The organism is Pseudomonas sp. XS1P51 (assembly GCF_054897845.1).
Window position 1 is genome coordinate 970,621 of the sequence record NZ_CM142707.1, and the last position, 25,724, is coordinate 996,344.

General features: G+C 58.7%; 27 protein-coding genes and 1 pseudogene. 14 read left to right on the plus strand and 14 right to left on the minus strand.

The genetic code is table 11. The annotated features are described in order from the left end of the window. The first annotated feature begins 61 nt into the window (after positions 1 to 61). Both ACYZUD_RS04555 and ACYZUD_RS04560 read left to right on the plus strand, forming a co-directional pair. On the plus strand, positions 62 to 382 hold the full coding sequence (locus ACYZUD_RS04555) for a DMT family transporter (protein ID WP_462022814.1): 321 nt from the start codon (positions 62 to 64) through the stop codon (positions 380 to 382). Between the two features lie 101 nt (positions 383 to 483). Next, positions 484 to 813, plus strand: a complete 330-nt coding sequence (locus tag ACYZUD_RS04560; protein ID WP_462022815.1) for a hypothetical protein — start codon at positions 484 to 486, stop codon at positions 811 to 813. Between the two features lie 23 nt (positions 814 to 836). Here ACYZUD_RS04560 and ACYZUD_RS04565 read toward each other — a convergent pair whose 3' ends face one another. Beyond that, a complete protein-coding gene (locus ACYZUD_RS04565; RefSeq protein WP_462022816.1) occupies positions 837 to 1,625 on the minus strand; it encodes an alpha/beta hydrolase in 789 nt (262 codons plus the stop codon). A 118-nt stretch (positions 1,626 to 1,743) separates the two neighbouring features. On the opposite strand from ACYZUD_RS04565, the gene ACYZUD_RS04570 reads away from it, so the two are divergent. Next, positions 1,744 to 2,688 carry an aldo/keto reductase gene (locus ACYZUD_RS04570; protein ID WP_462022817.1) on the plus strand — a complete coding sequence of 315 codons (945 nt, stop codon included), beginning with the start codon at positions 1,744 to 1,746 and terminating at the stop codon, positions 2,686 to 2,688. A 13-nt stretch (positions 2,689 to 2,701) separates the two neighbouring features. Here ACYZUD_RS04570 and yghX read toward each other — a convergent pair whose 3' ends face one another. Then, positions 2,702 to 3,589, minus strand: a complete 888-nt coding sequence (gene yghX / locus ACYZUD_RS04575; RefSeq protein WP_462022818.1) for a YghX family hydrolase — start codon at positions 3,587 to 3,589, stop codon at positions 2,702 to 2,704. Between the two features lie 212 nt (positions 3,590 to 3,801). On the opposite strand from yghX, the gene ACYZUD_RS04580 reads away from it, so the two are divergent. The 4 genes from ACYZUD_RS04580 (at position 3,802) to ACYZUD_RS04595 (ending at position 8,968) form a co-directional block, all read left to right on the plus strand. Then, a complete protein-coding gene (locus tag ACYZUD_RS04580; RefSeq protein ID WP_462022819.1) occupies positions 3,802 to 6,339 on the plus strand; it encodes an S-type pyocin domain-containing protein in 2,538 nt (845 codons plus the stop codon). Then, positions 6,336 to 6,812 carry a DUF6392 family protein gene (locus tag ACYZUD_RS04585; protein ID WP_462022820.1) on the plus strand — a complete coding sequence of 159 codons (477 nt, stop codon included), beginning with the start codon at positions 6,336 to 6,338 and terminating at the stop codon, positions 6,810 to 6,812. Before ACYZUD_RS04580 ends, ACYZUD_RS04585 begins: the two co-directional genes overlap by 4 nt. Before the next feature lie 108 nt (positions 6,813 to 6,920). Further along, entirely contained in the window at positions 6,921 to 7,355 is a 435-nt protein-coding gene (locus ACYZUD_RS04590; protein WP_462022822.1) for a DUF6392 family protein, read from the plus strand. 122 nt (positions 7,356 to 7,477) lie between these two features. Further along, entirely contained in the window at positions 7,478 to 8,968 is a 1,491-nt protein-coding gene (locus ACYZUD_RS04595) for a bacteriocin immunity protein (protein WP_462022823.1), read from the plus strand. Between the two features lie 39 nt (positions 8,969 to 9,007). Here ACYZUD_RS04595 and ACYZUD_RS04600 read toward each other — a convergent pair whose 3' ends face one another. Genes ACYZUD_RS04600 through glcD form a run of 4 tightly spaced genes read right to left on the minus strand, consistent with a single transcriptional unit; the run spans position 9,008 to position 13,214 of the window. Further along, positions 9,008 to 9,409, minus strand: coding sequence for a heme-binding protein (locus tag ACYZUD_RS04600; RefSeq protein WP_462022824.1), 402 nt, complete (start codon positions 9,407 to 9,409; stop codon positions 9,008 to 9,010). 20 nt (positions 9,410 to 9,429) lie between these two features. After that, positions 9,430 to 10,647: a glycolate oxidase subunit GlcF gene (glcF, locus tag ACYZUD_RS04605; RefSeq protein WP_462022825.1), complete on the minus strand. Its 1,218-nt coding sequence runs from the start codon at positions 10,645 to 10,647 to the stop codon at positions 9,430 to 9,432. Positions 10,648 to 10,650: 3 nt separating this feature from the next. Beyond that, a complete protein-coding gene (gene glcE, locus ACYZUD_RS04610; protein WP_462022826.1) occupies positions 10,651 to 11,715 on the minus strand; it encodes a glycolate oxidase subunit GlcE in 1,065 nt (354 codons plus the stop codon). Next, positions 11,715 to 13,214: a glycolate oxidase subunit GlcD gene (gene glcD / locus ACYZUD_RS04615; protein WP_462022828.1), complete on the minus strand. Its 1,500-nt coding sequence runs from the start codon at positions 13,212 to 13,214 to the stop codon at positions 11,715 to 11,717. Before glcD ends, glcE begins: the two co-directional genes overlap by 1 nt. Before the next feature lie 233 nt (positions 13,215 to 13,447). On the opposite strand from glcD, the gene glcC reads away from it, so the two are divergent. Next, on the plus strand, positions 13,448 to 14,215 hold the full coding sequence (gene glcC, locus ACYZUD_RS04620; protein ID WP_462022829.1) for a transcriptional regulator GlcC: 768 nt from the start codon (positions 13,448 to 13,450) through the stop codon (positions 14,213 to 14,215). A gap of 123 nt (positions 14,216 to 14,338) precedes the next feature. On the opposite strand, the gene ACYZUD_RS04625 is transcribed toward glcC, so the two are convergent. Beyond that, positions 14,339 to 16,102, minus strand: a complete 1,764-nt coding sequence (locus tag ACYZUD_RS04625) for an L-lactate permease (RefSeq protein WP_462022830.1) — start codon at positions 16,100 to 16,102, stop codon at positions 14,339 to 14,341. A 169-nt stretch (positions 16,103 to 16,271) separates the two neighbouring features. Here ACYZUD_RS04625 and ACYZUD_RS04630 point away from each other — a divergent pair, with 169 nt between their 5' ends. The 3 genes from ACYZUD_RS04630 to map all read left to right on the plus strand — a co-directional run bounded on the left by ACYZUD_RS04630 (position 16,272) and on the right by map (position 17,656). Continuing rightward, positions 16,272 to 16,508, plus strand: coding sequence for a hypothetical protein (locus ACYZUD_RS04630; protein WP_462022832.1), 237 nt, complete (start codon positions 16,272 to 16,274; stop codon positions 16,506 to 16,508). Between the two features lie 87 nt (positions 16,509 to 16,595). Next, complete coding sequence (locus ACYZUD_RS04635) at positions 16,596 to 16,862, plus strand: ParD-like family protein (RefSeq protein ID WP_462022833.1); 267 nt, start codon at positions 16,596 to 16,598, stop codon at positions 16,860 to 16,862. Continuing rightward, positions 16,859 to 17,656: a type I methionyl aminopeptidase gene (map, locus tag ACYZUD_RS04640; protein WP_462022834.1), complete on the plus strand. Its 798-nt coding sequence runs from the start codon at positions 16,859 to 16,861 to the stop codon at positions 17,654 to 17,656. Before ACYZUD_RS04635 ends, map begins: the two co-directional genes overlap by 4 nt. A gap of 5 nt (positions 17,657 to 17,661) precedes the next feature. Here map and ACYZUD_RS04645 read toward each other — a convergent pair whose 3' ends face one another. Together ACYZUD_RS04645 and ACYZUD_RS04650 are read right to left on the minus strand one after the other, a co-directional pair. Next, positions 17,662 to 19,227: an aldehyde dehydrogenase (NADP(+)) gene (locus ACYZUD_RS04645; RefSeq protein ID WP_462022835.1), complete on the minus strand. Its 1,566-nt coding sequence runs from the start codon at positions 19,225 to 19,227 to the stop codon at positions 17,662 to 17,664. Positions 19,228 to 19,233: 6 nt separating this feature from the next. Then, positions 19,234 to 19,860: a cysteine hydrolase family protein gene (locus ACYZUD_RS04650; RefSeq protein WP_462022836.1), complete on the minus strand. Its 627-nt coding sequence runs from the start codon at positions 19,858 to 19,860 to the stop codon at positions 19,234 to 19,236. 99 nt (positions 19,861 to 19,959) lie between these two features. On the opposite strand from ACYZUD_RS04650, the gene ACYZUD_RS04655 reads away from it, so the two are divergent. Further along, positions 19,960 to 20,469 (plus strand): winged helix-turn-helix transcriptional regulator, encoded by a 510-nt coding sequence (locus tag ACYZUD_RS04655; RefSeq protein ID WP_462022837.1) that lies wholly within the window; start codon positions 19,960 to 19,962, stop codon positions 20,467 to 20,469. A gap of 13 nt (positions 20,470 to 20,482) precedes the next feature. On the opposite strand, the gene mug is transcribed toward ACYZUD_RS04655, so the two are convergent. Together mug and ACYZUD_RS04665 are read right to left on the minus strand one after the other, a co-directional pair. Then, positions 20,483 to 21,001 (minus strand): G/U mismatch-specific DNA glycosylase, encoded by a 519-nt coding sequence (gene mug / locus ACYZUD_RS04660; protein ID WP_462022838.1) that lies wholly within the window; start codon positions 20,999 to 21,001, stop codon positions 20,483 to 20,485. A gap of 8 nt (positions 21,002 to 21,009) precedes the next feature. Continuing rightward, positions 21,010 to 21,114: pseudogene (locus ACYZUD_RS04665) on the minus strand (TetR/AcrR family transcriptional regulator); the annotation flags it as partial. Between the two features lie 106 nt (positions 21,115 to 21,220). Here ACYZUD_RS04665 and ACYZUD_RS04670 point away from each other — a divergent pair. Further along, entirely contained in the window at positions 21,221 to 22,123 is a 903-nt protein-coding gene (locus ACYZUD_RS04670; protein ID WP_462022839.1) for a LysR family transcriptional regulator, read from the plus strand. 9 nt (positions 22,124 to 22,132) lie between these two features. Here ACYZUD_RS04670 and ACYZUD_RS04675 read toward each other — a convergent pair whose 3' ends face one another. Then, entirely contained in the window at positions 22,133 to 22,537 is a 405-nt protein-coding gene (locus ACYZUD_RS04675; RefSeq protein WP_462022840.1) for a RidA family protein, read from the minus strand. A gap of 344 nt (positions 22,538 to 22,881) precedes the next feature. On the opposite strand from ACYZUD_RS04675, the gene ACYZUD_RS04680 reads away from it, so the two are divergent. After that, on the plus strand, positions 22,882 to 23,982 hold the full coding sequence (locus tag ACYZUD_RS04680; RefSeq protein ID WP_462022841.1) for a polyamine ABC transporter substrate-binding protein: 1,101 nt from the start codon (positions 22,882 to 22,884) through the stop codon (positions 23,980 to 23,982). A 16-nt stretch (positions 23,983 to 23,998) separates the two neighbouring features. Here ACYZUD_RS04680 and ACYZUD_RS04685 read toward each other — a convergent pair whose 3' ends face one another. Further along, positions 23,999 to 24,946 carry a Dyp-type peroxidase gene (locus ACYZUD_RS04685; RefSeq protein ID WP_462025183.1) on the minus strand — a complete coding sequence of 316 codons (948 nt, stop codon included), beginning with the start codon at positions 24,944 to 24,946 and terminating at the stop codon, positions 23,999 to 24,001. A gap of 144 nt (positions 24,947 to 25,090) precedes the next feature. Continuing rightward, a complete protein-coding gene (locus ACYZUD_RS04690) occupies positions 25,091 to 25,627 on the minus strand; it encodes a P-loop NTPase family protein (protein ID WP_462022842.1) in 537 nt (178 codons plus the stop codon). Between the last annotated feature and the right edge of the window lie 97 nt (positions 25,628 to 25,724).

Sequence of the window (25,724 nt, forward strand, 5' to 3'; positions counted from 1 at the left end):
ACTCTCATCATGTCTCGCCGGGCTGCAACGCCTGGCGAGTCAACCAACGGAGCTTTTAACCATGGCATGGTCACTGCTTGGCCTGGCGGGCATTCTCGAAATCGCTTTCGCCTTTTTCATGAAGGGTTCTGACGGTTTCACACGATTGACCCCTGGATTACTGGCGGCCGTTACCGGCCTGTCGAGTGTCTTTTTGCTTTCCCTGTCGCTGAAAACACTGCCGGTGGGGACTGCCTATGCGGTCTGGACCGGTATCGGCGCGGCAGGTACCGCGATTCTGGGAATGGCGGTGCTGGGCGACGCCACCACGCTGCTGCGGATTCTGTGCATTGTTGTCATTTTGGGCGGTGTTATCGGACTCAAACTGGTCTCAGGGAATTGATGCCAGCGTGATATCCCGGATATAAGGCATTTTGCTGGCCCCGCTGGCACCAAGTAGTCGCCAAAATCACTTCATTTTCAGGTGGTTAGGGCGGACTTTAAATGCGCAATGTATGGATTACGCTGATTTCGCTGGGCCTGGCGAGTGTCGCCGTTTCTGTCCAGGCCAAAGAACTGAAGTCGAATGACCAGTTCATGTGCAGTTGGGGCGCGGGTACCGCAGCCAGGGCCCAGGAACTCAAACTGTCGGGGGTCTCGTTGTATGCCGCGCGCCAGAAAATACAGGCCTACAAGTTCAACAAGTCGTGGATGCGCATGATGGCCATGGGCATTACCGAGCAAACCTATGACAGCCCGTCGCGAATCAAGCCCGCTGCGCTGCGGCAGAGCTTCTACGAAGATTGCGTCCGGTATAAGTTGGCGCGTAAATGATGAGGTGGCCCGAAAGCGGCCACTTACAACCCATCTCCCATCAGCTTCAGGTACTCGGGGCTCTCGGATATCGAATTGTGCCCCACACCCGGTATGACCTTCAGGGTCGCCACACCGTTGGCGAAGTGCCTGTAGAGTTTTTCCGTGCTTGAGCGCGGTATGACTTCGTCGTGCTCCGCCGTGATCAACAGCGTCGGCACCGTAATGTGAGCAGCGTACTTCCACGATTCAAACTTGTCCTGTAGCAGCCACTTCACCGGAAAAATCGGGTACTGGCGCACGGCGAGGTCTTCAAGGCTGTTGTAGGGCGTGACCAGGATCAGGCGCGCTGCCGGGCGTTGGCTGGCGAGGCGCACGGCGACGCCCGAGCCCAGGCTGCGACCGACCACCGCGATCTGGGGATGGGTGTCGTAGACCTTGTCGAACAAGGTCATGGCATCGCGCGAAATCGCTTCCTCGGAAGGCGAACCGGAGCTTCCACCGAAACCTCGGTAGTGAAGCAAGTAGAGCGCATGGTCCGGGAACGCCTGCGAGAACTCCGGCAAGTTGCGAGACACGTCCTCGGCATTCCCCCCGAAATAAATCAGCGCATTGGGTCCGTCGTGCGGTCTGACGCTGACCAGCACCTGCGCATCGGCCACTGACAGCCTGAGCAGCGTTTCGGGTGTCCCGACGGCGCGGGGTTGCGGGAAGTAGATCAAGGCGCGCTGAAACACGAACAACGCGGCACAGAGCGTCAGGTACAACGCGGCAACGATGACGATGAGATACACCAGGGTGCGCGACATTCGGCTAACGTTAGTGGGGGGCATTGACGGGTCTGGCCTGAAGACTGCTATCGCTTGATCGATGTCAGAGTGTAGCTGAACGATGGCCGCACGCGCCGACCCTGGACGGCGGAGGAGTGCATCGAGGGGGAAGGGCCATGCCATGAGCCACACTGATGGATACACGCGTCGACAAATACTCACGCTGGCTGCCGGTGCTACGGCGGTTTTCACCTTCGATCCGGCCTTTGCAGCATCCGCGCCGTCGAAGGAAACAGGAGGCAAGAACATGCTGACCCGCGCCATTCCTTCCAGCACCGAGCCATTGCCCATCGTCGGCGTGGGCACTTATCGCGGCTTTGATGTTGCGCCTTCCGATCCTGCCTACAAGAACCTGCCCGCCGTTCTCAGTGCATTGTTCGAGAAGGGCGGGACGGTGATCGACAGCTCGCCCATGTATGGCCGCGCCGAACAGACCACGGGTGAACTGCTGTCGATACATCGCCCGCGTTCGCCGGCGTTTCTGGCCACCAAGGTGTGGACCCGTGGTCGCGAGGAAGGCATCGCGCAGATGGAGCATTCCTTCAAACTGCTGCAGACCGATCGTATCGACCTGATGCAGATTCACAACCTGTTGGACTGGAAAACCCATTTGCCCACCTTGCGCAAATGGAAGGAAGAAGGGCGCATTCGCTACATCGGCATCACCCATTACGCCGCGTCGGCTTACGATGAAGTGGAAGCGGTACTCAAGGCCGAGCCATTGGACTTTTTGCAGATCAACTATGCGCTGGATGATCGTGGCGTCGAGAAACGCATCCTGCCGCTGTGCCGCGAGCGGGGCGTGGCGGTGATCTGCAATCGGCCTTTCGGCGGCGGTGATTTGCTCGCCCGATTGAAGGGTAAACCTCTGCCGGGATGGGCGTCGCAAGTGGGCGTCAACAGCTGGCCGCAACTGGCGCTCAAGTTCCTGCTGGCGCATTCGGCGGTGACCTGCGTCATCCCTGGCACCGGCAACCCGCGTTACATGGCGGAAAATGCCGGTGCGGGTTTCGGCCCGATGCTGACGGGGGCGCAGCGCGAACAGTTGATTGATCTGGTGGGGTAGGCGCGCAGCCGCGCTAAACCAGGTATCGCCGAAACCAGCCCAGCGTCCTGTCCCAGGCAAGTTTGGCCGCGGCCTCATCGTATCGGGGCGTAGAGTCGTTATGAAACCCATGGTTGGCGCCGGGGTAAATGTAGGCTTCATACGTCTTGCTCGCCGCTTTCAGCGCTTGCTCATAGGCGGGCCAGCCTTCGTTGATGCGCGTGTCCAGTTCGCCGTAGTGAAGCATCACCGGCGCCTTGATTCGGGAGACATCCTTGGCCTCTGCCTGTCGGCCATAAAAGGACACGCCAGCCCCCAGTTCCGGATAAGCCACCGCCGCGGCATTGACGACGCCGCCGCCATAGCAGAACCCGGTGATGCCGACTTTTCCGGTGGTCGCATCATGTTTCATCAGCCACTCGATGGCCGCAAAAAAGTCATTCATGAGCTTTTCAGGGTCGACAGTCGCCTGAAGCTCCCGACCTTTGTCGTCGTTGCCGGGATAGCCGCCGACCGACGTCAGGCCATCGGGGGCGAGCGCGATGAAACCGGCCTTGGCCACACGCCGGGTGACATCCTCGATGTAAGGGTTGAGCCCGCGGTTTTCATGCACGACCATCACCGCCGGCACCTTGCCGGTGGCTTTGGCCGGGCGTACCAGATAAGCACGGACCGGCCCGTTACCTTTGGGGGAAGGGTAGGTGACGTACTCGGCGATGATGTCCGGGTCGGTAAATGCCACTTGCTCGGCCAGCGCATAGTTCGGACTGAGCGCGGCAAGCAGCGCGCTGGCCGTCAGACCGCCCAGGGTGAACAACGTCGCACGGTCCAGAAACTCCCGCCGGTTGATCTTGCCGTGGGCGTAGTAGTCGTACAGTTCGAGCAGTTCCGGGGCAAAGTCTTTCGCAGTCAGACGGGGCATCGGTGCGCTTCCTTTTGGGCGGCGGTTGTTCCCTGTCAGTTAAGCGCATGAGGAGGTTTTTTGTAGGCCCGCGAATGGCCGGCGAGTGATCGCCCATGCAGACGGTTCAACACCCCCCGTTACTTGAAAAAGTCTGCTGCGCGATAAATATGTACCGCACCTGATTATCACCCCATCGACATGCTGTGCCCCTACAGACAAGGAGAGACTGTATGGCACAACGATTCAACGATGGAACGTCAGGAGATGTCGTCATCAGGTCCGGCCCGCCTGCTTCTGGCGGCGGTTGGGGTGGCGGTAGTGGCGGCGGTGGCGGTAATCGGGTCGGGGCGTCCGGCAATTTTGGTGGTCCTAGTGCCAAGACCATCGCGCTCAGGAAGGCGGCCAACAGGGCACGGGAAGCCAAGGCTGCGAAGGACAAGGCAGACGCGGCGGCACGCGCTCAGGAACTGGCACGTGCCCAGGCGCGGCAGCAATTGCTCGCGGTACTGACCCAGCGTCATGGCACCTTCAGAACCGAGCTCGACGGGCGCTTTGCGGTCAGGGCCGAGCAACTCACGCAATCAATCGAGCATGAAATCGCTGCTGCCGGACGCCCACATACTGGTGAGTCCAGCGAACGCTGGCAGCTGTATCTCATCACCAAAGACAAGAGCGAAATCGATGGGCTGATCACCCAAAAAAACGCGCAGCTCAACGACAAAAACGCGATTGCCACCGCATTCGACGGGCACGATCCACTCACCCGCACCGCTGACGACTACCTGACCCGACTCAAGCAGTTCGGTGATGCGCTCATGAGTGGCCATCAGCTCTGGGAGGATGCTTACAACGCGGCTCATGAAGCCCGGTTGCTGTCGGCGCAACTCGATGCGCTCAACGACAAATCCAACGCGCTGGCCACGCATCATGCCGAGCAGACCATCGTCTGGCGCGAGCGTGAGGCACTTTGGGAGCGTCATCGTCAGTACGCCCAACAGCGTGACGCGCGCATTCGGTTCAAGCAACAGGTTGATGAGGATGCACGCCTTGAACGGGTCAAGCAGGCCAACACTTTTCATTTGCCTGTCACATCGTCATCGCTTTCTGCCGGGGTAATACCCAGCCACGGCGGAGAATGGATTGATTCCGACAAACTGGTAATAGCCGTTTCGCGTGCAGTCACCGCATTGGGCTCCGTCGCAGCGACGCTCACGGTAGGGCAAACCGCGATATTCATGGCGGGGATCGCCTATCCCAGCGAGTTGGGCAACGGCGAGTTGACCCCTGAACAACGACATCAATTGTCCGTGGCCGTCCCGGCTGAAGCCCTGGAACTTCATGACCGTCAAGAACTGCAGGCCGCTGCCGACGCAGGCGACTCGGTGGAGGTTGAATACCGGTTCAAACCCGTGGCCGCGCCGGAAGGTACCGCGATCATCGTTGTCGGTTCGGGTGGCGATATCGATTCTCGCGTCCCGGTCGTGAATGCAGTGCTTGATCCGCAGACAGGCATCTACACCGCCGAGATCCCCGGGTCACCGACCAGACATGTGCAATTCACGCCAGACGCCACGCCTCAAGCGGACATCACCAGCCAGGCTCGACTGACCGTCACGGAACCGCAGGTTCAGGACATCCCGGCGGGTGTTGACTGGCGCATCCAGGATTGCATTGTCTGTGTGCCTGGTCTGCCACCGACCTACCTGTCCTTCAACGTTCCGCCCATGGGCACAGGTGTTGTCAACGGAACCGGTCAAGTGGCGACGGCTGATTGGTGGAAGAGCGTCAGCCAGGCAGCAGGAGCAGCGATCCCGAGTCAGATTGGCGACCAGTTCCGAGGTAGGGAATTCAAGTCGTTCGAGGCGTTCGATGAGGCGTTGTGGCGAACGATCGGTGAACACTCGGCCCTGACCCATCCACTCGATGAGGTGAACAAAAAGCGAGTTGAACAAGGCTTCGCCCCGTACGCGCCGAAAAGCACTTGGGTGGGTGCAAGCCGCGAATACGAATTGCGATATCAGGAGCGGCCGGAGTTCTGGGCCGATCCGTTCAACCTCGACAAAGTCAGCATCAAAACACCGCAAAGTGCCGAAGGATGGTTGGGCATCGTACCGGCGGTTGTGCCTTGGCCGATTCCGCCTGTTGGCACCTGGACACCTTTGGTGCCGCCGGGCAGTGAAGATCTGGGTTCGACGACTTCGCCAATCCCGTCGATCCCACCGGTGGTTTATCCCGGCAACCCGGCCATCCCGGTCCTACCACAAAACGAGACATTTCCGGCGGTTGACGAAGGGGAGATTGGTGCGATTATTCCTGGGTTCCCGGGGGATATGGAACTGCCTTCGCCCGGACTGGTTTTTGTTGGTCCGCCGGTTGAGCCGCTGGAAGTGGGGCCGTATAACGAGCTCAGTGGTCGGAGCAGAGGAGATGGGTTGGATATTGACCATATTCCTTCGCGGAGAGCGCTGGATAGGTACATAAAGCGGAATTTCCCCGATATTGATATGTACGAACGCGAAGATTTTCTAAAAAAAGCTCCGAGCATCGCGATACCTGCTGAAGTCCATCGAAGATTCAGCGAAACCTACGGAGGTCGAAATCAAGCATCCAGACAATTGGAAGACGCAGAAAATCTGCGGATTGCAGTGGATAGAAATTTCGACGCTGTCAAAGTTGGTTTGCTTGAGCAAGGTTTTGATGAAAAAGACGTCGATGCCGCTCGCTTGAAATTACATGAACTCCACAGTGAACAAGGATGGTACTTATGAGTGCGGTAACGATAGAACGATGGATAAAAGCGCTAGGGGCAACTCATGATGAATTGATTGCTCAAGGTATTGCTTTCAATCAATCACCGAAGGCGTTGTATCCCGATTGCGATCTATTGGATATGGCACCTGAGATTGGTCTGAGCCTGACCTTTTGGGCAGAAACCAAGCGTCTTGAAACCTTATTTGTCACTCTTAAAAAATCCACACCTTCAACCGTCGAGTACAAGGGTGAGCTTCCAACGCCATATAAGCTGGCAATGACCCAATCCGATGTCCATGCACTCTTCGGCGAACCAATGGAATCAAAAGGCCCAATCAAAATGCCCCAACCGATGGGCCAAACCGGCGGATGGGAATCCTATCCCCTTGATCCGGTGGCTCATCCCGGCAAAAAAGTTGTATTTCAATACACCGCTGAGATGGAAGTGAAAACGTTGGTCTTCACCTTGATTGACAAAGGTCACGAGTAAATTTCAACAGGCACTTGCTCATAAGGAAAGGGAAGGTTTTTCAGAGGTTGAGCTTGATAAGGCACTCGAGCAGCTACATTCTTTAAGCAAAGAGCAGGGGTGGTACTAATGGATGCTATTACCATAGGTCGCTGGATTAAGGGGTTAGGTCAGTCATACAGGGCGTTAGTTGAAAGCTCGGTAATTCCTAATATGCCCTTGCAGGAGCTCTATTCGGGCCGAGATTGGCTCGATATTTCTCCGGTTCCAGGTGTGGAATTCAGCTTTTGGGCAGAGACGAGCAGGTTGGAGAAGGTGTTTGTAACTTGCATGGAAACAATGCCTGGTATCACCATTTATGAAGGAGGTATGCCGGAACCATATGAGAAATTAATCACTCAATCCGATGTCCACGCACTCTTCGGCGAACCAATGGAGTCAGAGGCCCCATCAAAATGCCCCAACCGATGGGTCAAACCGGCGGATGGGAATCCTATCCCCTTGATCCGGCAGTTCATCCCGGCAAGAAAGTTGTATTTCAATACACCGCTGCGATGGAAGTGAAAACGTTGGTCTTTACCTTGATTGACAAAGGTCACGAGTAATTTCCAACAGGCACTTGCTCATAAGGAACGAGCAGGTGCCTTCGCATTCCGCGACTCGATAGAAACAAGGAAGAACCCAAGATGGAACTTAAAAACACACTCAAGGATTACACCGCTCCGGAATTCCAGGCATTGGTCAACAAAATCTGGGCCGTTGACCTACCGAAACCGGAACATGACCGACTGATCAACCATTTCGACCGGATCGTCGGTCATCCCCGAGGGGCCGATCTGCTGTTCTACTCGACGGACAAGTCGAACACTAACAGTCCGGAAGCCGTTGTCCACCACGTCAGGACATGGCATCACCAACAAGGAATGCCAGCGTTCAAAGGCGAGGACATTCCTGTCGCCAAACCACCTGTTGCGCCACTAACCCCTTTGGCCAGAAGCCTGGCCGAGGTCGAAAAAATCGCGGCGGATGTGGCTGTCTCAGGTCAGGTCGTTGAAGAGGCTTTCGGCCATTTCGAGCTACAGATCAGGAACTTTCAAAGTCAAAAGAGCACTCGTCTGGAAATCTCCCATCAGGAAACCGGCATGCGCGCGCTGGAACATGTCCAGCATGAAGCACTGATAGCCGTCAGACAGTTTGAGTCCTGGAAAATGAGAGTGGAATTCCTCCAAAGCGGCGCTCAGCGCAACCTGACCTATGCACGATCCGACCAAACGCAATGGCAGAGTATCGTGCAGCTGATCAACGCCACCCATGATCGCTACATCTCTCGGCTGGCAAGCGTTTCCCAACGACATCGCGTTCTGCATGATGAAGCGGAAGCATTGCTAATGGAGGCGCAACAACACTTGATTCATGCGCGTAGTTCTTCACAAACGATGCACACGATCAGCACTTCGCTCGCTTTCGCCGATAAACGTCCCGACCTTTTGCTGACGGGCGGTTCACCCGAGCTGCTGGCGTCTCAGCAGGCGGATCTGCTAAAAGCGCTACGCTCGGCTGTTGCCGAGTTTTCCTGGCAGAACACCTCAGGCGAACCGGACACTGGAAACCAGCAGGCTGGCGTATTGAGTTTTGCCTTTTCCAGTCGGGCAGATACTCAGCTTTTCGGTGTTAGCGTCCCCTTGTCCGAGCTTCTGCCCATCGAAGGACAGGATTGGCAGCACCTGGCTGCGAACCAGGCCGAGGTCGATGTACCTTTTCGCATGAGCACTGCGGCAGTCCCCGCCAAACCCGGCAAAATGTTCCAGGGTTTGCGCGAGATTAAAATGCTGTCGCAGGTGTACGTCATGGCGTGCAGTGGCTGTCGTTCGATCTCTGGCGTCAGGGTCAGAGAGGTGAAACAAGATCGGCACAGGAACAGTTTCAGTTTTTCTCCTGAGGGTTCTTCAGTCGCTATCCACTGGGCTGCGCCGATTTCCCTTGAAGCCGGTCCGGGCGCAACACCGACCCAACAGCGTCGTGCGGGGTTTGTTCAGTCCGCGCGAGTGCCGACAATTGAGGTCAATGCAGAGCAGGCGCACGACCGGTTTGACGACTACATCCTGGTATTCCCCACTGAGTCAGGGCTTGACCCGCTTTACATCGTTTTCAACGATCGACCTCGACCGTTGACCTGAAAGGTTTGAGCGGGTGACGCGGGGCATCGGAACGATCCATCAATGCAGACACTGCGCCCCAACCCTTGCCACTTGTGCATCCTGCTCGGCTTTCACCCCGGACACCCCGACCGCGCCGATCACCTGACCGTCGACGATGATCGGCACGCCACCTTCCAGGGAAGTCAGCAACGGCGCCGACAAAAAGGCGTGGCGTCCACCATTGACCATCTCTTCATAGCCTTTGGATTCGCGCCGACCCAGCGCGGACGTGCGGGCCTTTTCGGTGGCGATGTAGGCGCCAATCGGTGCGCAACCATCGAGGCGTTCGAGGGCCAGGGGGTGGCCGCCGTCATCGACAATCACGATGGTCACGGCCCACTGATTGCTCTGCGCTTCGGTGCGTGCGGCAGTGAGGATCTGGCTGACTTCGGTCTGGCTCAATACGGCTTTGCTTTTCATGGCGGTTCTCCAGTGTTTGGTCAGGGCAATGCGGCTTCGACCAGTTCGATCCAGTGCCGGACCGGGGTTCGGCCCGCACCGTCGAGGTGGGACTGACAGCCGATATTGGCCGTGACAATGACTTCGGGGTGCCCACTTTCCAGCGCGTTCAGCTTGTTGTCGCGCAGTTGCCGGGACAGTTCGGGTTGGGTCAGCGAATAGGTGCCCGCCGAGCCGCAGCACAGGTGACTGTCGGGCACGGACGTCAGGTTGAAACCCAGGCCCGTCAGAATAGCTTCCACCGCGCCGCCGAGTTTTTGCGCGTGCTGCAAGGTGCAGGGGCAGTGAAAGGCCAGGCGCTGATCGCTGTGGATGCCGAGTTTTTCCAGCGGCTCGTCGCGCAGCACTTCAGCCAGGTCCCTGGCCAGCGCACTGACCTTTTTCGCCTTCTCGGCATAGGCCGGATCGGCACTGAGCAGGTGCCCGTAGTCTTTGATGAAGGCCCCGCAACCACTGGCGGTTTGTACGATGGCTTCGGCACCGCTTTCAATGCCCGGCCACCACGCGTCGATGTTGCGACGGGCGCGATCAAGGCCGGCCGCTTGGGCGTCGAGGTGATAATCCACGGCGCCGCAGCAGCCTGCCTCGCGGGTCGGTGTGACGCTGATCCCCAGTCGATCCAGCACGCGTGCCGTGGCCGCGTTGGTATTGGGTGACAGACTCGGCTGCACGCAGCCTTCAAGCATCAACACCTGGCGGGCGTGGCGAGTGGTCGGGCGCGGCTTGGCCGGGTAGAGGCGGCGAGGCAACTTGATCTGCAAGGTGTTGGGCAGCACCGCGCGGAAAACCTGGCCGCTGCTGACCAAGCCTTTGAACAGCCCCGGATTGGGCACGACGCTACGCAATCCCTCGCGCAGCAAGCGCTGGCCGAGTGGACGCGGCACCGCCGCATCGACTACCGCCCGGCCGATGTCCAGCAAGTTGTGGTAGTCGACGCCGGAGGGGCAGGTGGTTTCGCAATTGCGGCAAGACAGGCAACGATCCAGATGCTGTTGGGTTTTCTGAGTGACCTCATTGCCTTCCAGCACCTGCTTGATCAGGTAGATGCGACCCCTCGGTCCGTCCAGTTCATCACCGAGCAATTGATACGTCGGGCAGGTGGCATTGCAGAAACCGCAGTGCACGCAGGTGCGCAGGATGCTTTCGGCTTCTTCGGCGCGGGGCAGTTGGCGTGCGGTTTCGCTCAAGGTGGTCTGCATGGGTCAAAGCTCCGCGTACAGGCGACCGGGGTTGAAGATGCCCCGGGGATCGAGTTGTTGCTTCAAGTTCCGGTGGTAGAGCATCAGTGCGGCTGGCAGCGGTTGGAACGGGCTGTCGATCAGGCCGTGGCTGTAGCAGGTCACATGCCCGCCGACCTCTTCGACAACCTGGCGAATGAAGGCCGCTTCGGCGGTGGACTTGAGCCAGCGCTGGGCGCCACCCCAATCGATCAGTTGCCGGCCGGGCAGGGAAAGCCGCGGTGTGTTGTGCGGGACGGACAGGCGCCAAAGCGGCTGATCCTCGTCGAAGAAACTCAGCCGGTGTTCGTTGAGATCCGCCCAGTACGATGAATCCAGAAGCTCTCCGCCCAAGCGGTCATGGGCCGCCGCCACTGAACCTTCGCCACCCTCAAGTCGCAGGTGCAGGCGCTGGCCGTCGTGACATGCGGCGCTGATCGGCAGCGGTTGCTGGCCCCATTCCGCGAGGCGAAGCAAAGCGCGATCACTGTCCATGTCCAGGCTGATGCTCTGGCATTGACGCGGTTTGGGCAGGACCTTGAGGGAGACTTCGGTGATCACGCCAAGCGAGCCGTAGCTGCCGGCCATCAAGCGCGACAGGTCGTAGCCGGCGACGTTTTTCATGACTTCGCCACCGAAGCGCAATTGCTTGCCGTGCCCGGTGATGACCCGTGTTCCGAGGACAAAGTCCCGAACGGAGCCTGACCATGGACGCCGTGGTCCCGATAACCCGCTGGCGATCATCCCGCCCACGGTGGCGCCCTCACCGAAGGACGGCGGTTCGCAAGGCAGCATCTGCTGCGTCTCGTCCAGCACTTCAGCAAGCTCCGCCAATGGGGTGCCGCAGCGGACGGTGATCACCAGTTCGGTCGGGTCATAGCTGACGATGCCCCGGTGGGAACGCGTGTCGAGGACTTCACCCGCGACGATACGCCCCAGGAATGCTTTGCTGTTGGAGCCCTGGATGCGCAGCGGGGTGGCGTTTTGCAGCGCCTGGTTGACCTGCTCCAGCAGTGCGCCGCTGTCATCGATATCGTGTTCTCCGCGCATCAGAAACGCTCCAGTTCAGGGAAGGGCAACTGACCCATGTGAACGTGCATGGCGCCAAACTCGGCGCAGCGGTGCAGGGTCGGGATGTTCTTGCCGGGGTTGAGCAAGCCACTCGGATCGAATGCGGCTTTGACGGCATGGAACACGGTCAGCTCATCACTGTTGAACTGCGCGCACATCTGATTGATCTTCTCGCGGCCCACGCCGTGTTCACCGGTAATGCTGCCGCCGACTTTCACGCACAGTTCAAGGATCTTGCCGCCCAGGGCTTCGGCGCGATCAAGCTCACCTGGTTGATTGGCATCGAACAGAATCAGCGGGTGCATGTTGCCGTCACCGGCGTGGAACACGTTGGCCACCCGCAGGTCGTACTCGGCCGATAACGCGGCGATGGCATGCAGCACGCCGGGCAGTTCGCGGCGCGGGATCGTCCCATCCATGCAGTAGTAATCCGGCGAGAGACGACCCACCGCCGGGAAGGCATTCTTGCGTCCGGCCCAGAAACGCACACGTTCGGCCTCATCCTTGGCCAGGCGCACTTCGGTGGCACCGGCCTGTTCCAGCACCTGGCGCACGCGGTCGCAGTCATCGTGGACGTCGGCTTCAACCCCATCGAGTTCGCACAGCAGAATGGCTTCGGCGTCGACCGGATACCCGGCGTGGATGAAGTCTTCGGCGGCGCGGATGGCCAGGTTGTCCATCATTTCCAGACCGCCAGGGATGATGCCGGCGGCAATGATGTCACCCACCGCGCGACCCGCTTTTTCAACGGAATCGAACGCCGCCAGTAGCACCTTGGCGGTCTGCGGCTTGGGCAGCAGTTTGACCGTGACTTCGGTGATTACCCCGAGCATGCCTTCGGAGCCGGTGAACAACGCCAGCAGATCGAAGCCGGGTGAGTCGAGCGCATCGGAACCCAATGTCAGGTGTTCACCGTCGACGGTCAGGATGTCGACCTTGAGCAGGTTGTGTACGGTCAAACCGTACTTGAGGCAGTGCACGCCGCCGGCGTTTTCCGCCACATTCCCGCCGATTGAACAGGCGATCTGCGAGGAAGGATCCGGCGCGTAGTACAAGCCGAACGGTGCCGCCGCCTGGGAAATCGCCAGATTGCGCACGCCCGGCTGAACCCGTGCGGTGCGGGCGGCAGGGTCGATGTGCAGAATGTTGTTGAAGCGCGCCATCACCAGCAGTACGCCTTTTTCCAGCGGCAATGCACCGCCGGACAAACCGGTGCCGGCACCGCGGGCGACCACCGACACTTGCAGTTCATGGCAGAGTCGAAGCACGCCTTGCACCTCGTCGAGGCGGCGTGGCAGCACCACCAGCAGGGGCGTGGTGCGATAGGCAGAGAGACCGTCACATTCGTACGGCTTGAGTTCTTCCTGCTGATGCAGGATTTCCAGATCCGGCAGCCGCGTTTGCAGGGCCTGCAGCAGCGCGGTTTTGTCGACGTCAGGCAGGACGCCATCGACGCGTTCGTCGTAGAGAATGTTCATATCGGTGCACGACCCTCGCTTGTTCTTATTAGAGGTCTGTTTCCGGATACTGCTCACTTGCATCATTGGCCTGGGGCGTTCTACTGTCTATGCGTTGTTTGACTGGTCGAACCAGTTCCTTAATCGCCATTTTTTTTATCGATTCAAAAAGAACATTTAAAACAATTGGATAGGTTTGTTAGTGCTCGTCTTTGATTTTTCTCGTGGAACTGGTCGTACCAGTTGGAGGTTCAATGGACAGCGTAGAAACGGGCCGTAACCCGCAAGTCGCCGACGTGGTCTGTGAGCGCATCGAACGGCTGATCGTCGATGGGGTGCTGAAGACCGGGCAGCTGTTGCCATCGGAGCGTCGCTTGACCGAAAAACTCGGCGTGTCCCGCACCGCACTTCGCGAAGGGCTGAAGCTGCTGCGTGCTCGCGGGATCATCAAAACGGAGCAGGGCAAGGGTTCCTTCGTTGCCGACCTTTCCGGTCATGCTGCCACGTCACCGCTGATGCACTTGTTCAGCTCGCAACCCCGCACGCTCTACGATTTGTTCGAAGTCCGCAGCCTGCTCGAAGGCGAATCTGCGCGCCTGGCAGCCTTGCGCGGAACCGACGCCGACTTCATCCTGATCACCCGCAGCTACGAGGCGTTGCTTGATGCCCACAGCCGTTCGCTGGATGCGGCGGCTCACGCCCGGCTCGATCATGCGTTTCACCTGGCCATCTGCGAGGCCTCGCACAACCCGGTGCTGGTGCAGACCCTGCGTTCGTTGACGGACTTGCTGCTCAGCACCGTGTTTGCCTCGGTCAACAACCTCTATCACCGCGAACCGCAAAAACGTCAGATCGACCGTCACCACGCACGGCTCTATAACGCCGTCACCGGTCGTATGCCGGAGCAGGCACGCAAGGCGGCCATCGCGCACATCCAGAGCATCTGCGAAAACCTCAAGGAAATCGAAAGCGAAGAGCAACGTCTGGTGCGGGCCACGCTGCGGCTTGAGGGGTGGGCGTAAGGCCCAGGTATGTTCACTTAAGCTCGCCACAGGATTCTCACTGGCCAAAAATGAGCTGACGTGAACAGCATTGCAGCCCTGCCCGGGCGATAAACCCGGGCATGGCTGACAGGTTTGCGTCGATTATTTCCCGCCCACCACCATGCTGCTGAACGGCTCCACATACGCCTGCAACGTCACCAGGCCACCGACCAGAATGGCCAGGATGATGGAGTGGAAGAACACGTAGCGCAGGATCTCCCCTTCATGGCCGTACCAGCGCGTGGCGGTCGAGGCCACCACGATTGACTGGGCGTCGACCATCTTGCCCATGACCCCGCCGGAGCTGTTGGCGGCGGCCATCAAGACCGGGCTGAGCCCCAGTTGCTCCGCCGTCACCCGTTGCAAACCGCCGAACAGCACGTTGGAGGCCGTGTCCGAGCCGGTCAGGGCCACGCCGAGCCAGCCGAGCAGGGTGCCGAACATGGGGTAGAAGATGCCCGTCGCGGCGAACGCCAGGCCCATGGTCGCATCCAGCCCTGAATAGCGGGTGAGGAAACCGAGGGCGAGCATCGCGACGATGGTGATCAGCGAGTAACGCACCAGCCAGATCGTTCGCAGGTAATGGTGAATCAGTTGCGGGATCGAGTAACCCATCAGCAACCCGCCGAGGATCGCCGACAGCAGGATGCCGCTGCCGGTGGCCGTGAACCAGTTGAACTTGTAGATCGCCTCTTCGGTTTTCGGCGCAGGCACCACCGGTGGAACTTTCTCGATTTGTTGGTGAAGGGTGGTGAAGGTCAGCGTCGGGGCGAAAATCGGGTTGGCCTCGCGCATCGGTTTGCCTTGCGGGTCGAGTTTGGCCGAGCTGGTGACCGGATCGATTGCCGCACGGGTATCGAACATGTTCTTGAAGCTTTGAGTGCCCCAGGCGAAGACGAACACCGTGAGGACGATCCACGGCATCCAGGCACGCATCACGGCCGAGCGGTTTTCGCTGTTGAAGTTGGCGGTCGCCGTGGGTTGTACGTCGTGTTCATCGTCAATTTTTGAGTTGTCTACCCGCCCTGACAGCGCGGCGGAGGTGTGGATGGTGGCCGGTTTCCAGACCTTGATGAAACCGGTCAGGCAGGCCATGGAAATCAGCGCGGCGATCACGTCCACCAGCATCGGCCCATGATAGTTCGACACGAGGAACTGCGGCACGGCAAAACTGACCCCGGCCACCAGAATCGCCGGCCAGATTTCCAGCATCTTGCGCCAGCCGGCGAAGGCCCAGATCAACCAGAACGGCACAATTACCGAGAAAAACGGCAACTGCCGACCGACCATCATCGACAGCTCCATTTCATCCAGCCCGGTGACCTTGGCCAGTGTGATGATCGGTGTGCCGAGAGCGCCGAACGCCACGGGCGCGGTGTTGGCGATCAATGCCAGGCCAGACGCGGCCAGAGGCGAGAAGCCCAATCCGATCAGAATGGCCCCGGTTACCGCAACTGGTGTACCGAAACCGGCGGCCCCTTCAAAGAAGGCGCCGAAACAGAAGGCAATCAGCAGCAATTGCAGACGTCGATCGTCGGTGATGCGCGCCAGGGAATCCTGCAGCACCTTGAACGAACCATTCTCCGTCGTCAGCCTATGGAGGAAGATGATGTTGAGCACAATCCAGCCAATCGGCAACAAGCCGTTGGCGGCACCGTACAGTGCGGCCGAGCCGGCCATGTTCGCCGGCATGCCGAAGGCGAAGATCGCAATGAGCAAGGCTGAGGCCAGCGCCATCAGTGCTGCCAGATGCGCCTTGATATGGAAAAACGCCAGGGCTGCCAGCATCACCACGACCGGCACTGCCGCCATGATGGTTGAGAGCACCGGGTTACCGAACGGATCGTAGATTTGCTGCCAGACCATGTTCCACCTCTGCTTTTTTGTTGGGAGTGCAGACCCCGGAGGGGCGGTGGCTTCTAGTATAGGTGGCATTACGCCGCTGTCCTGTCGGGCCTTTCAGTGGTCCGTACTGAGCTAACATGGCCACTAGGTGAATGCGCTACTCGGACTCAACGACGAGAGGAATGCAGCAATGACTGAACGCCACATGGTCCACACGGAGACGCTTTCGAACGGATGCAGGATCGAGGTTAAAGCCGAGATATTGAGGGACGGTTCGCTGAAGATGTTCATCGGTGTTTACCGCCCGGATGGCACGGCGGTGTCCGAGAACCACGACCCGAGACCGCATCTGCTGGACATGGAGGCCGCGCTGGACTGGGGCATCGATATCGCCAAAGGCATCGGTAACAGCCAGAGAACGTTGTGAGTAAAGGGTCCATGAAAGCTGAAATTGCGATTCCATACCACTATCAGATAATATACGTTTCATATGCATTTCATATCGGATGGTTCTGTGGGTATCGTAAAAATTTCAGAAGGCATGCACGAAAATCTGCGTGTCGCCAGCAACGCGCTCAGTCGCTCGATCAATGCGCAGGCCGAGCACTGGATGCGCATAGGGATGCTGACGGAGTTACATCCCAATCTTGATCACAGCGACATCTGCCGATTGCTGATCCGTGCCGAACAGGCGGGTGGCCTGGATCTGCAACGGTTGTGCGCACTCGCTGACCTTTCGCAAAGCCCCGAGGCTCATGCGGTATCGGGAGCCAAGCAATGAAGGCGCACGTCCCGATCAATTCGCCTGCACAAATCGCCCAGTCTGGCGTGGCGGGCAGACTGGCCGCCGAAGTCCTGGCGATGATTACGCCCCACGTCAAAGCGGGGGTGACCACCGACGAACTCGACCGGCTCTGTCACGACTACATCGTCAACGTGCAGAAAGCCATCCCCGGCAATGTCGGCTATCACGGTTTCCCGAAAACCGTATGTGCCTCGGTCAATCAGGTGGTCTGCCATGGCATTCCTTCGGCCAGGGCGCTGGAAAATGGCGACATCGTGAACATCGACATCGCCGTCATCAAGGATGGCTGGTACGGCGACACCAGCCGCATGTACTTCGTGGGTGAACCCAGCCCAGAGGCCCGACGCCTGGTAAAGACCACCTACGAAGCCATGTGCGCCGGGATTCGGCTGGTCCGCCCAGGCGCAACCCTGGGTGACATCGGCCACGCGATTCAGAGCGTGGCCGAAAAGGCTGGATTCAGCGTGGTGCGCGAGTACTGCGGTCACGGCATCGGCAAGGTCTACCACGATGAGCCGCAGATCCTTCATTACGGCTATCCGGGCCAGGGCCTGAAGCTGAAGACCGGGATGATTTTCACCGTCGAGCCCATGCTGAACGCCGGCAAACGCCATGTGAAAACCCTGGCCGATGGCTGGACGGTGGTCACCAAGGATCACTCCCTTTCCGCCCAATGGGAGCACATGGTGGCCGTCACTGACGACGGCTTCGAAGTATTGTCCCCGTGGCCGGACACGTCCGATGAGTATCCGGCCATCGTTTGCGCGTGAGGTTTTTATTGACCGTCGACGCTGTGAGGCAGCTCCAGGAGGTTGGCTTCGCGCAATGACTCAGGCAGCAGCGCATCCGGAAAACCCTGGTAGGCCACCGGGCGCAGGAAGCGGTCAATCGAGGTCATGCCCACCGAGGTGAAGCGACTGTCTGACGTCGCCGGAAACGGTCCGCCGTGAACGGTGGCGAATGTCACTTCCTGTGGGTGCGCGAAGGCATTGACGACGATACGCCCGGTGCGCCGCTCCAGGACGGGCAGCAAGCGCCGGGCCAATTGCAAATCGCTTTCTTCCAGGTGCATGGCGGCGCTGAGTTGGCCCTTGAGCGAGCGTGCGACGGCGAGCAGCTCATTCTCATCCGTGACGTTCACCAGCAGCGCCGACGGACCGAAGACTTCTTGGGCCAGTAGCGGTTCGGCCAGGAAACGCTGGCCGTCGACTTCAAGCAACACCGAACCGCCATCAAACGCCGCAGTCGATGCCGAGCCTTCGGCGACACGATTTGCGCCGGCGTTCTCCATGGCGGCCAGCCCGCTCAAATAGGACGCATGAATCCCCGGCGTCAGCATCGTTCGCGCCGCCGCCTCGGTCACGCGTTTCACCATGGCGGCACGCAGTGCTTCAAAACCAGGCCCTTTGATTGCGATCAGAATGTCGGGCCTGAGGCAGGCCTGCCCGACATTGACCAGCATGCGCTCGATAAAGCCATCGCCGATCTGCGCACCACGTGCGGCCAGCGCATCGGGCAGGATGAACGTCGGGTTGACGCTGGTCATCTCGGTAAAGACAGGGATGGGATCGGGACGTTGCTGCGCACGACGATACAACGCCATGCCGCCATGCTCGGAGCCGGTGAATGTCACGGCCTTGATCAACGGATGATCGACCAGGGCTTCGCCGATTGTGTTGCCGGCACCGCGAACCATCGAGAAAACACCCGCTGGCAGTCCGTGTTCTTGCACCGCTTTACGGATGGCCTGCGCTTGAATTTCCGAGGCGCCCGGGTGAGCGTTATGGGCTTTCAGGATAACGGTCGCGCCCGCCGCCAATGCCGACGCGGTATCGCCACCGGCGACCGAATAGGATATGGGAAAGTTGCTCGCGCCGAAAATAGCCACCGGGCCGATCGCCATTTTCTGCAATCGATGATCCATGCGTGGACGTGGCTGACGATCCGGCTGCGCAGGGTCGACGGACAGTTGCAGGAAGCGGCCTTTGCGCACGACCTCCGCGAATTGGCGAAACTGGGTCGCGGCTCTTATGGCCTCGCCCTCGAGCTGGGCCTCAGGCAAGCCCGTTTCGAGTGCGGCCCGTGCGGCCAGCGGCTGACGAACCGCTTCGAGATTGTCGGCAATGCTGTCGAGGAACGCCGCGCGCCGGGCGAGGGAGGTATGGCTGTAGCTGTCGAACGCCGCGTCGGCAAGTGTTGCCGCCTGGTCGACTTCTGCGACGCCACCCAAGGCGAAATCCGGCTCGATAAACTGATGGCTGGCGGGATTGAGCGCCTTCAGGGTCCCTTCAGTGGCCGGGACATCGTTAGCGCCGATAATGAGGTTTCCTGTCAGTTTCATCGGGTATCACCGCTGTGCCAGGGAGGCGATGAGTTCGTCCGTCGCGACAATGGCGTGGGCGAACGTGGGGCCGTTCAGTTCATGGGCGGCATGCATCATTTCCGGCTTGAGCGCGGCGGTCGCGTCACGCACCAGTGTGACGTGATAGCCGAGTTCTACCGCGTAACGGGCGGTTGCCTCGATGCAGGTATTGGCCAGCAGGCCCACAATGATCACGTGCGTGATGCCCTTTTGCTTGAGGCGGAAATCAAGGTCGGTATTGGCAAAACCGCTCGAACCCCAATGCTCCTGGACCACGATGTCGCCGTCCTTTGGCGCGAAATCGGGGTGCCATTCGCCGCCCCATTCGCCGCGAGCGAAGTGATGCATGTGCATGACCTTGCACTGCGTGGGGCTTGGATGATTCCAGTCTTCGTAGTCGCCTTGCTCCCAGCGGCGGTGCGGTACGATGACCACCGGAATGTCGAGGGCGCGGACGGCGCGGTCGAGGGCGCGCAGGTTGTCGAGCAGGCCGACTTGCTCGGCAATCGGTTCTATCAGGGGATAAACCTTCCCGCCTTCCGACAGGAAATCATTGTAAGGATCGACCAGCAGGTAGGCGGTCCTGTCGAGGGGATAGAGTGCGTTCGACATGCGATATTCTCCACGGGTTTTGAGTGAAGAGTGCCGGTGGCTTGCTTCGGCACCTTATTGATATGATAATCATAGTAACTGTGAAAGAGGCAAGTCCGTATGTCGATAAACACCCGTGCTCCTGAAACCCTGTGCCCGATTGCACGGGCCGAGGCAGTCGTGGGCGACCGCTGGACCGTGCTGGTCCTGCGTGAGTTGTTCATGGGGACCCATCGTTTCGACGAGATCCAGGCACAGACCGGCGGAACCCCGCAAATGGTCGCCGCGCGTCTGAAAAACATGGAGGCTGACGGGCTTGTCGAACGCCGCCCCTATAGCGAGCGGCCGCCACGCTACGAGTACCACCTGACCCCGAAAGGGGACGCGTTCTATTCGGTGGTCCTGGCGCTGCGGGCCTGGGGAGAAACCTGGTGCAAATCGGAGGAGGAAGAGTTGGCGGTCGTGTATACCCACAAAACCTGTGGCGAGCCCGCCGGGCTAGGCCCGCTTTGCGAACATTGCGGCGAACTGTTGCGCCGTGACGAACTGATCAGCACACCCGGCGACGGCTACACCGCAGAACGACAGGCACGGCGCGAGGCCTTCAAGGGGAATCGAATCCAGCAGTAAGGCACCACGCCTGCTAAATCCGATGCTCGCCGGCTGCCAGATAGAGTTGGCGGTACGCGTCCACCAGTTGATCAAGGGTGAACGCGCGATTTCGCCCGCTGGGATTGGGCAGGACCCAGACCGAGGCATTACCAAAGGTCTTTGATTGAAGCCCCCACGTGATGTCTCGTTGACCGGATAACGCGCAATAGGCGGCTTTACCGAGAAACGCCACAAAGCGCGGCGCATGGCGCGCGATCTTTTGTTCAAAGTCTGCAGCGGCAGCGATGAACTCATGGGAGGACAGCTGATCCGCTCGCGCCGTAGGCCGTTCAACCACGGCCGTTAACCCGCACTGATACTGCAAGATCGTCCGATCGTTTTCCGGGTGCACTTCCTCCGGGGTAAAACCGGCGAGATGCAGCGTGCGCCAGAAACGATTGCTTCTGCCCGCAAAGTGATGCCCTTCGGCGGCAGCAGTCATGCCCGGATTAATGCCGCAAAAAATCACTGCAAGATCTTCAGCAAGAATGTCTTCAAGTCGTTCGCCCACCCTAAACCTCACACACCGCAAATCACGCTGACTGCACTGCGGGCAAGTTCCGTCAATTCAGCACGGGATTTGCCCGCCCGTGCGCGTATCGAAATGCTATGCAGCAGGGATGTAACATTGAATAGACGCGTTTTCGAGCAAAAAATGAAGAGCCAGCCATTACTGTGCAGATCCATGGATAATAAGGCCGCACGTTCATCACCAGGCGGGTAGACGACAGTGAACCAACTTTTGGCCATGCGAGCGTTTGTGCGTGTTGTGGAGACAGGCTCTTTCAGCCGCGCAGCCGACCAGTTGGCGCTTCCACGCTCGACGGTCAGCAAGCTGATCACCGACCTCGAAAAGCATCTGGGCATCAAACTGATGCATCGCACCACCCGCGCGGTGACCACCACATCGGACGGGTTGGAGTACTACAGTCACGCCATGCGTCTGATTGCCGAACTGGACTCGGTCGACAACGCGGCGCGTGGGAAAGAGCTCAAGCCGGGCGGACACCTGAGAGTGGATGCGCCGGCATCCTTCGCCAATTGCCTGCTGATACCCGCGCTACCGGATTTTCATCGCGAGTATCCCGATATCACCCTCGCGCTGGGAATCAGTGACCGACCGGTAAACATCGTGGGCGAGGGCGTGGACTGCGTGATTCGAGCCGGCCGACTGGATGACATGATGATCGGGCGCAAGGTCGCCGAACTTCAGTACGTCACATGCGTGGCACCTGCTTATCTTGAGCGCATGGGGACGCCTTCCACGCCCATCGACCTCCAGACACACCACGTTCAGGCAGGCTACTTCTTTGCCGTGACGGGGAAGCCCGAACCGCTGATTTTCGAAAGTGGGACTGATCGATATGAAATCAATCACTGCGTATTTTCGACGAATGACGGTAATGGCCTGAAGGAAATGATGCTCGCGGGCGTCGGCATCGGGCAGCACTTCAGGCACATTGTTCAGCCCTATCTGGACGCGGGCCGGTTAGTCCCGATTCTGGAAGACTGGTCGCGACCGGCCATGGCGCTTCATATTGTCTATCCACCCAATCGACATCAAACCGCCAGGTTAAAAGTGTTTATCGATTGGGTGATTCAGACCTTCGGCGAAGTGTCGTCCATTAACTGATTGGTGGGGTCATTCAGGGACAATGGCGGTCACCCGGATTTCAATGCGCATCGTTGGAAGACCAAGCGCCGCGACCCCGACTTGCGTCCAGATCGGGGCGTGATCGGGCATGTAATGGCGATAGAGCCTGGTCACCACCTCGTTAACCTCCGGGGGGAAACCTCCCACATGGTAGGAATTGACGTGGATGACATGCTCCCAACCCGCGCCCGCAGTCGCCAGGGTTCGCTCCAGGTTGCGAAATGCCTGAGCAATTTCATCCGCGAGCGATTCGGGAATTTGCAGCTCGTCATCCCAGCCGCCCTGGCCTGAGGTCTCCACTCGATTGCCAATCTTTACCGCTTGCGAGTAGTGCGATGCGTTGCGCAGGGTTTCCCCATAACCGGGAGTCACAAAAAAATCGGGCGTGTTCATGGTGTTCCTCTATTCAGTACGTTGTGGACCTGATGCTAGGGGAGCGAGTAGAGGAACAAAATCCCTGGTTTCTGCCATCACTGTTCATGTGCATGGATAATCGAAGGGGTATTTTCCCTGTGATGCCTATACATCCGGACATTCATATTGGCCATTACGATCTCCTTTTGGCCGACCTCACACTATGAACTCACAAGTCCGTCAGCAAGAATCAGATCAGCGCTACTGATTCAGAAAAAACCACAAACAGAATTTTGATCTTCCTTGCCCTTGGCTGATTTGAAGGCCGCCTGCCGTGTACAGAACATAAAAACCATCGAGCTACACACTTGGGGAAATAATCCATGGTCACTATGAAACGCATACTGGGCGTCACAGTTTGTGGGCTGACGCTACTGGCCAGCGCAGTGCACGCCGAACAACGCGAATTGCGGGTGTACAACTGGGCGGATTACATCCTGCCGTCCGTGCCCAAGGACTTCGCCACAAACAGCGGCATCAAAGTGACCTGGGACACCTTCGACACTAACGAGTCTCTGGAAGCCAAGCTGCTGACCGGTAACTCGGGGTACGACCTGGTCGTGCCGTCGAACCAGTTTATCGAAACCCAGATCAAGGCCGGGGTGTTCCAGAAACTGGACAAGTCCAAGCTGCCGAACTGGCAACACCAGGACCCTGCGCTTCTCAAGTTGCTGGACAAGAACGACCCCGGCAATCAGTACGGCGTGCCTTACATGTACGGCACCGTGCTGATCGGTTTCAATCCGGCCAAGGTCAAAGCGGCGTTGGGTGACAATGCACCGGTGGACAGCTGGGATCTGGTGTTCAAGCCCGAGAACATGGAGAAGCTCAAGTCCTGTGGCGTGGCCATGCTCGACTCACCCTCGGAAATCCTGCCGCTGGCTCTGCACTATCTGGGGCTGGACCCTAACAGTCAGAACCCGGCCGACTACGAAAAAGCCAAAGCGCTGATGTTGAAGATTCGTCCCTACGTCACCTACTTCAACTCTGCCAAGTACATGACCGACATCGCCAATGGCGATATTTGCGTGGCCATCGGCTACTCCGGCAGCTTTTACCAGTTTGGCAATCGCGCCAAGGAAGCCGGCAACGGCGTGGTTGTTGATTGGCGCCTGCCCAAGGAAGGCGCGCCGATCTGGTTTGACACCTTTGCCATTCCAAAAAGCGCGAAGAATGTTGACGAGGCCCACGAGTTTCTTAACACCCTGCTGGACCCGAAAGTCATCGCCCCCATCAGTGACTTTCTCGGTTATCCCAATGCCAACAAGGATTCGATAGCGCTGATCAACAAAGAGATCACGGGCAACCCGAACCTGACGCCGACCAGCGAGGCGTTGAAGACACTCTATGTGGTGCAACCGTTACCGCAAAAACTTGAGCGGGTTCGTACTCGCGTCTGGACCAGCATCAAGTCAGACAAGTAATGCTCATGTACAAACCCTAAGGTTTGCGATCAGCCAGCTCTTCCAGCAGGTCTGATGAAGGAACGAAGAACAAACCACCGGTGACCGCCGTGCTGAAATCAAGCAGGCGGTCATAATTACCCGGTGGTTTGCCGACAAACATGTTCTCGAGCATCTGTTCAATGGGGTCAGGTGAGCGCGCATAGCCTATGAAGTAAGTGCCAAACTCTCCTGCGCCAGGTCGGCCGAAAGGCATGTTATCGCGCAAGATCTTCACTTCTTGCCCGTCTATGGTGATCGTCGTCAAAGCGCTGTGCGAAGAGGTCGGTTTAACCGAATCATCGAGTTCGATATCGGACAGTTTGGTCCGCCCGATAATCCGCTCCTGAGTCTCGACGGATAACGCGTTCCAGGCGGTCATGTTGTGCAGGTACTTCTGCACCAGCACATAGCTACCGCCGCTAAACGATGGATCTTCATTGCCCACAATCGTGAAGTTGACCGCCTTGCGGCCGACTGGATTTTCGGTGCCATCAACAAAGCCGATCATGCTGCGCATATCGAAATAGCGAAAACCCTGAACTTCATCGACGACCGAAATCGCCTCTCCAAGTGATGAGAGTAACTGCGTCGCCAATTCAAAACAGAGGTCCATCTGGTCTGCACGGATGTGCAGCAAAATATCGCCGGGTGTTGCCATAGCTCGACGTCCCTCTGCACCGAACTCGCGAAACGCATGCAGTGAAGCAGGGCGCGGGCTGCCAAACAAGGTGTCCCACGCGGTGGAACCGAAGCCGCAGATACACGACAGATTGCCGGAGGGAACACGTTTGCCCACCGATCGCGTGAGGGCCGCGACGTCTGCGCACCAGGCACGCACTTGACTGGCAGCCTCACTGCCGGGAACTAACGTTGCAACGATAAAAATCGCACTGCTGGTGATGGGGTTACAGACGGACTGCGGCTCAGGAGTTGGGTTATCCATTGGCGTTAGCGGTGTCATAGAGCGTTCCATGAGCGGTCGGACAAGGTTGAAAGACATTAGCAGAGAATGGTTGCGGGGTAGCAATCGACCCGGAGCGGACCTTGACCGTCGGTAAATGCCGGGATAACGAAAATTACGATCCGTCTATTCAAGGCAGGCTCCAGGCGTTGCGGACAAGCTATCGAGAAATGCCGCAATCTGCCGGGGACCACGCAAGTGCGCCGTCGGAATCTGCGGGCCTATAGCCAGGCGCACCGCCTCGATACCCGGGCGGTAGCCACGATCGAAATTCCATACGAAGTTCAGGAAGGTCAGGAACGCCCGATCAAGCTTTTCTGTGCAGCCTGCGGCAAGGTCAGGCCGAGGACGGTTCATCACGCTGCGCATGATTACCCGGGTCAAACAGATGAACCGCGGCGTATCAAGCCAGATGATCAGGTCGGCACGGGGCAGGCGAAGGTCGAAGGTACGCCGGGCATAGTTGCCTTCACAAATCCAGGCATCCGATGCGATCGCTTCGCGAACCCTTTCGCGGAACTGCTCAGCGTCGGGTTCGACCCAGCGGGGCTCCCAGAACAGCGTATCCAGGTGCACGACGGACAGGCTCAGGCGCTTGCCGAGAATGCGGGCGAGGGTAGATTTGCCGCTACCGGCGTTACCCAGAATTACAATCCGTTGCATGGGGACTTCCTGTCGCGAAAAAAGCCGGCAATTATGCAAGTTTTGGAGAGCCAGTTAAAGGCTGACGGGTGGGGCAACCGCACCCCAGGAATGAAAT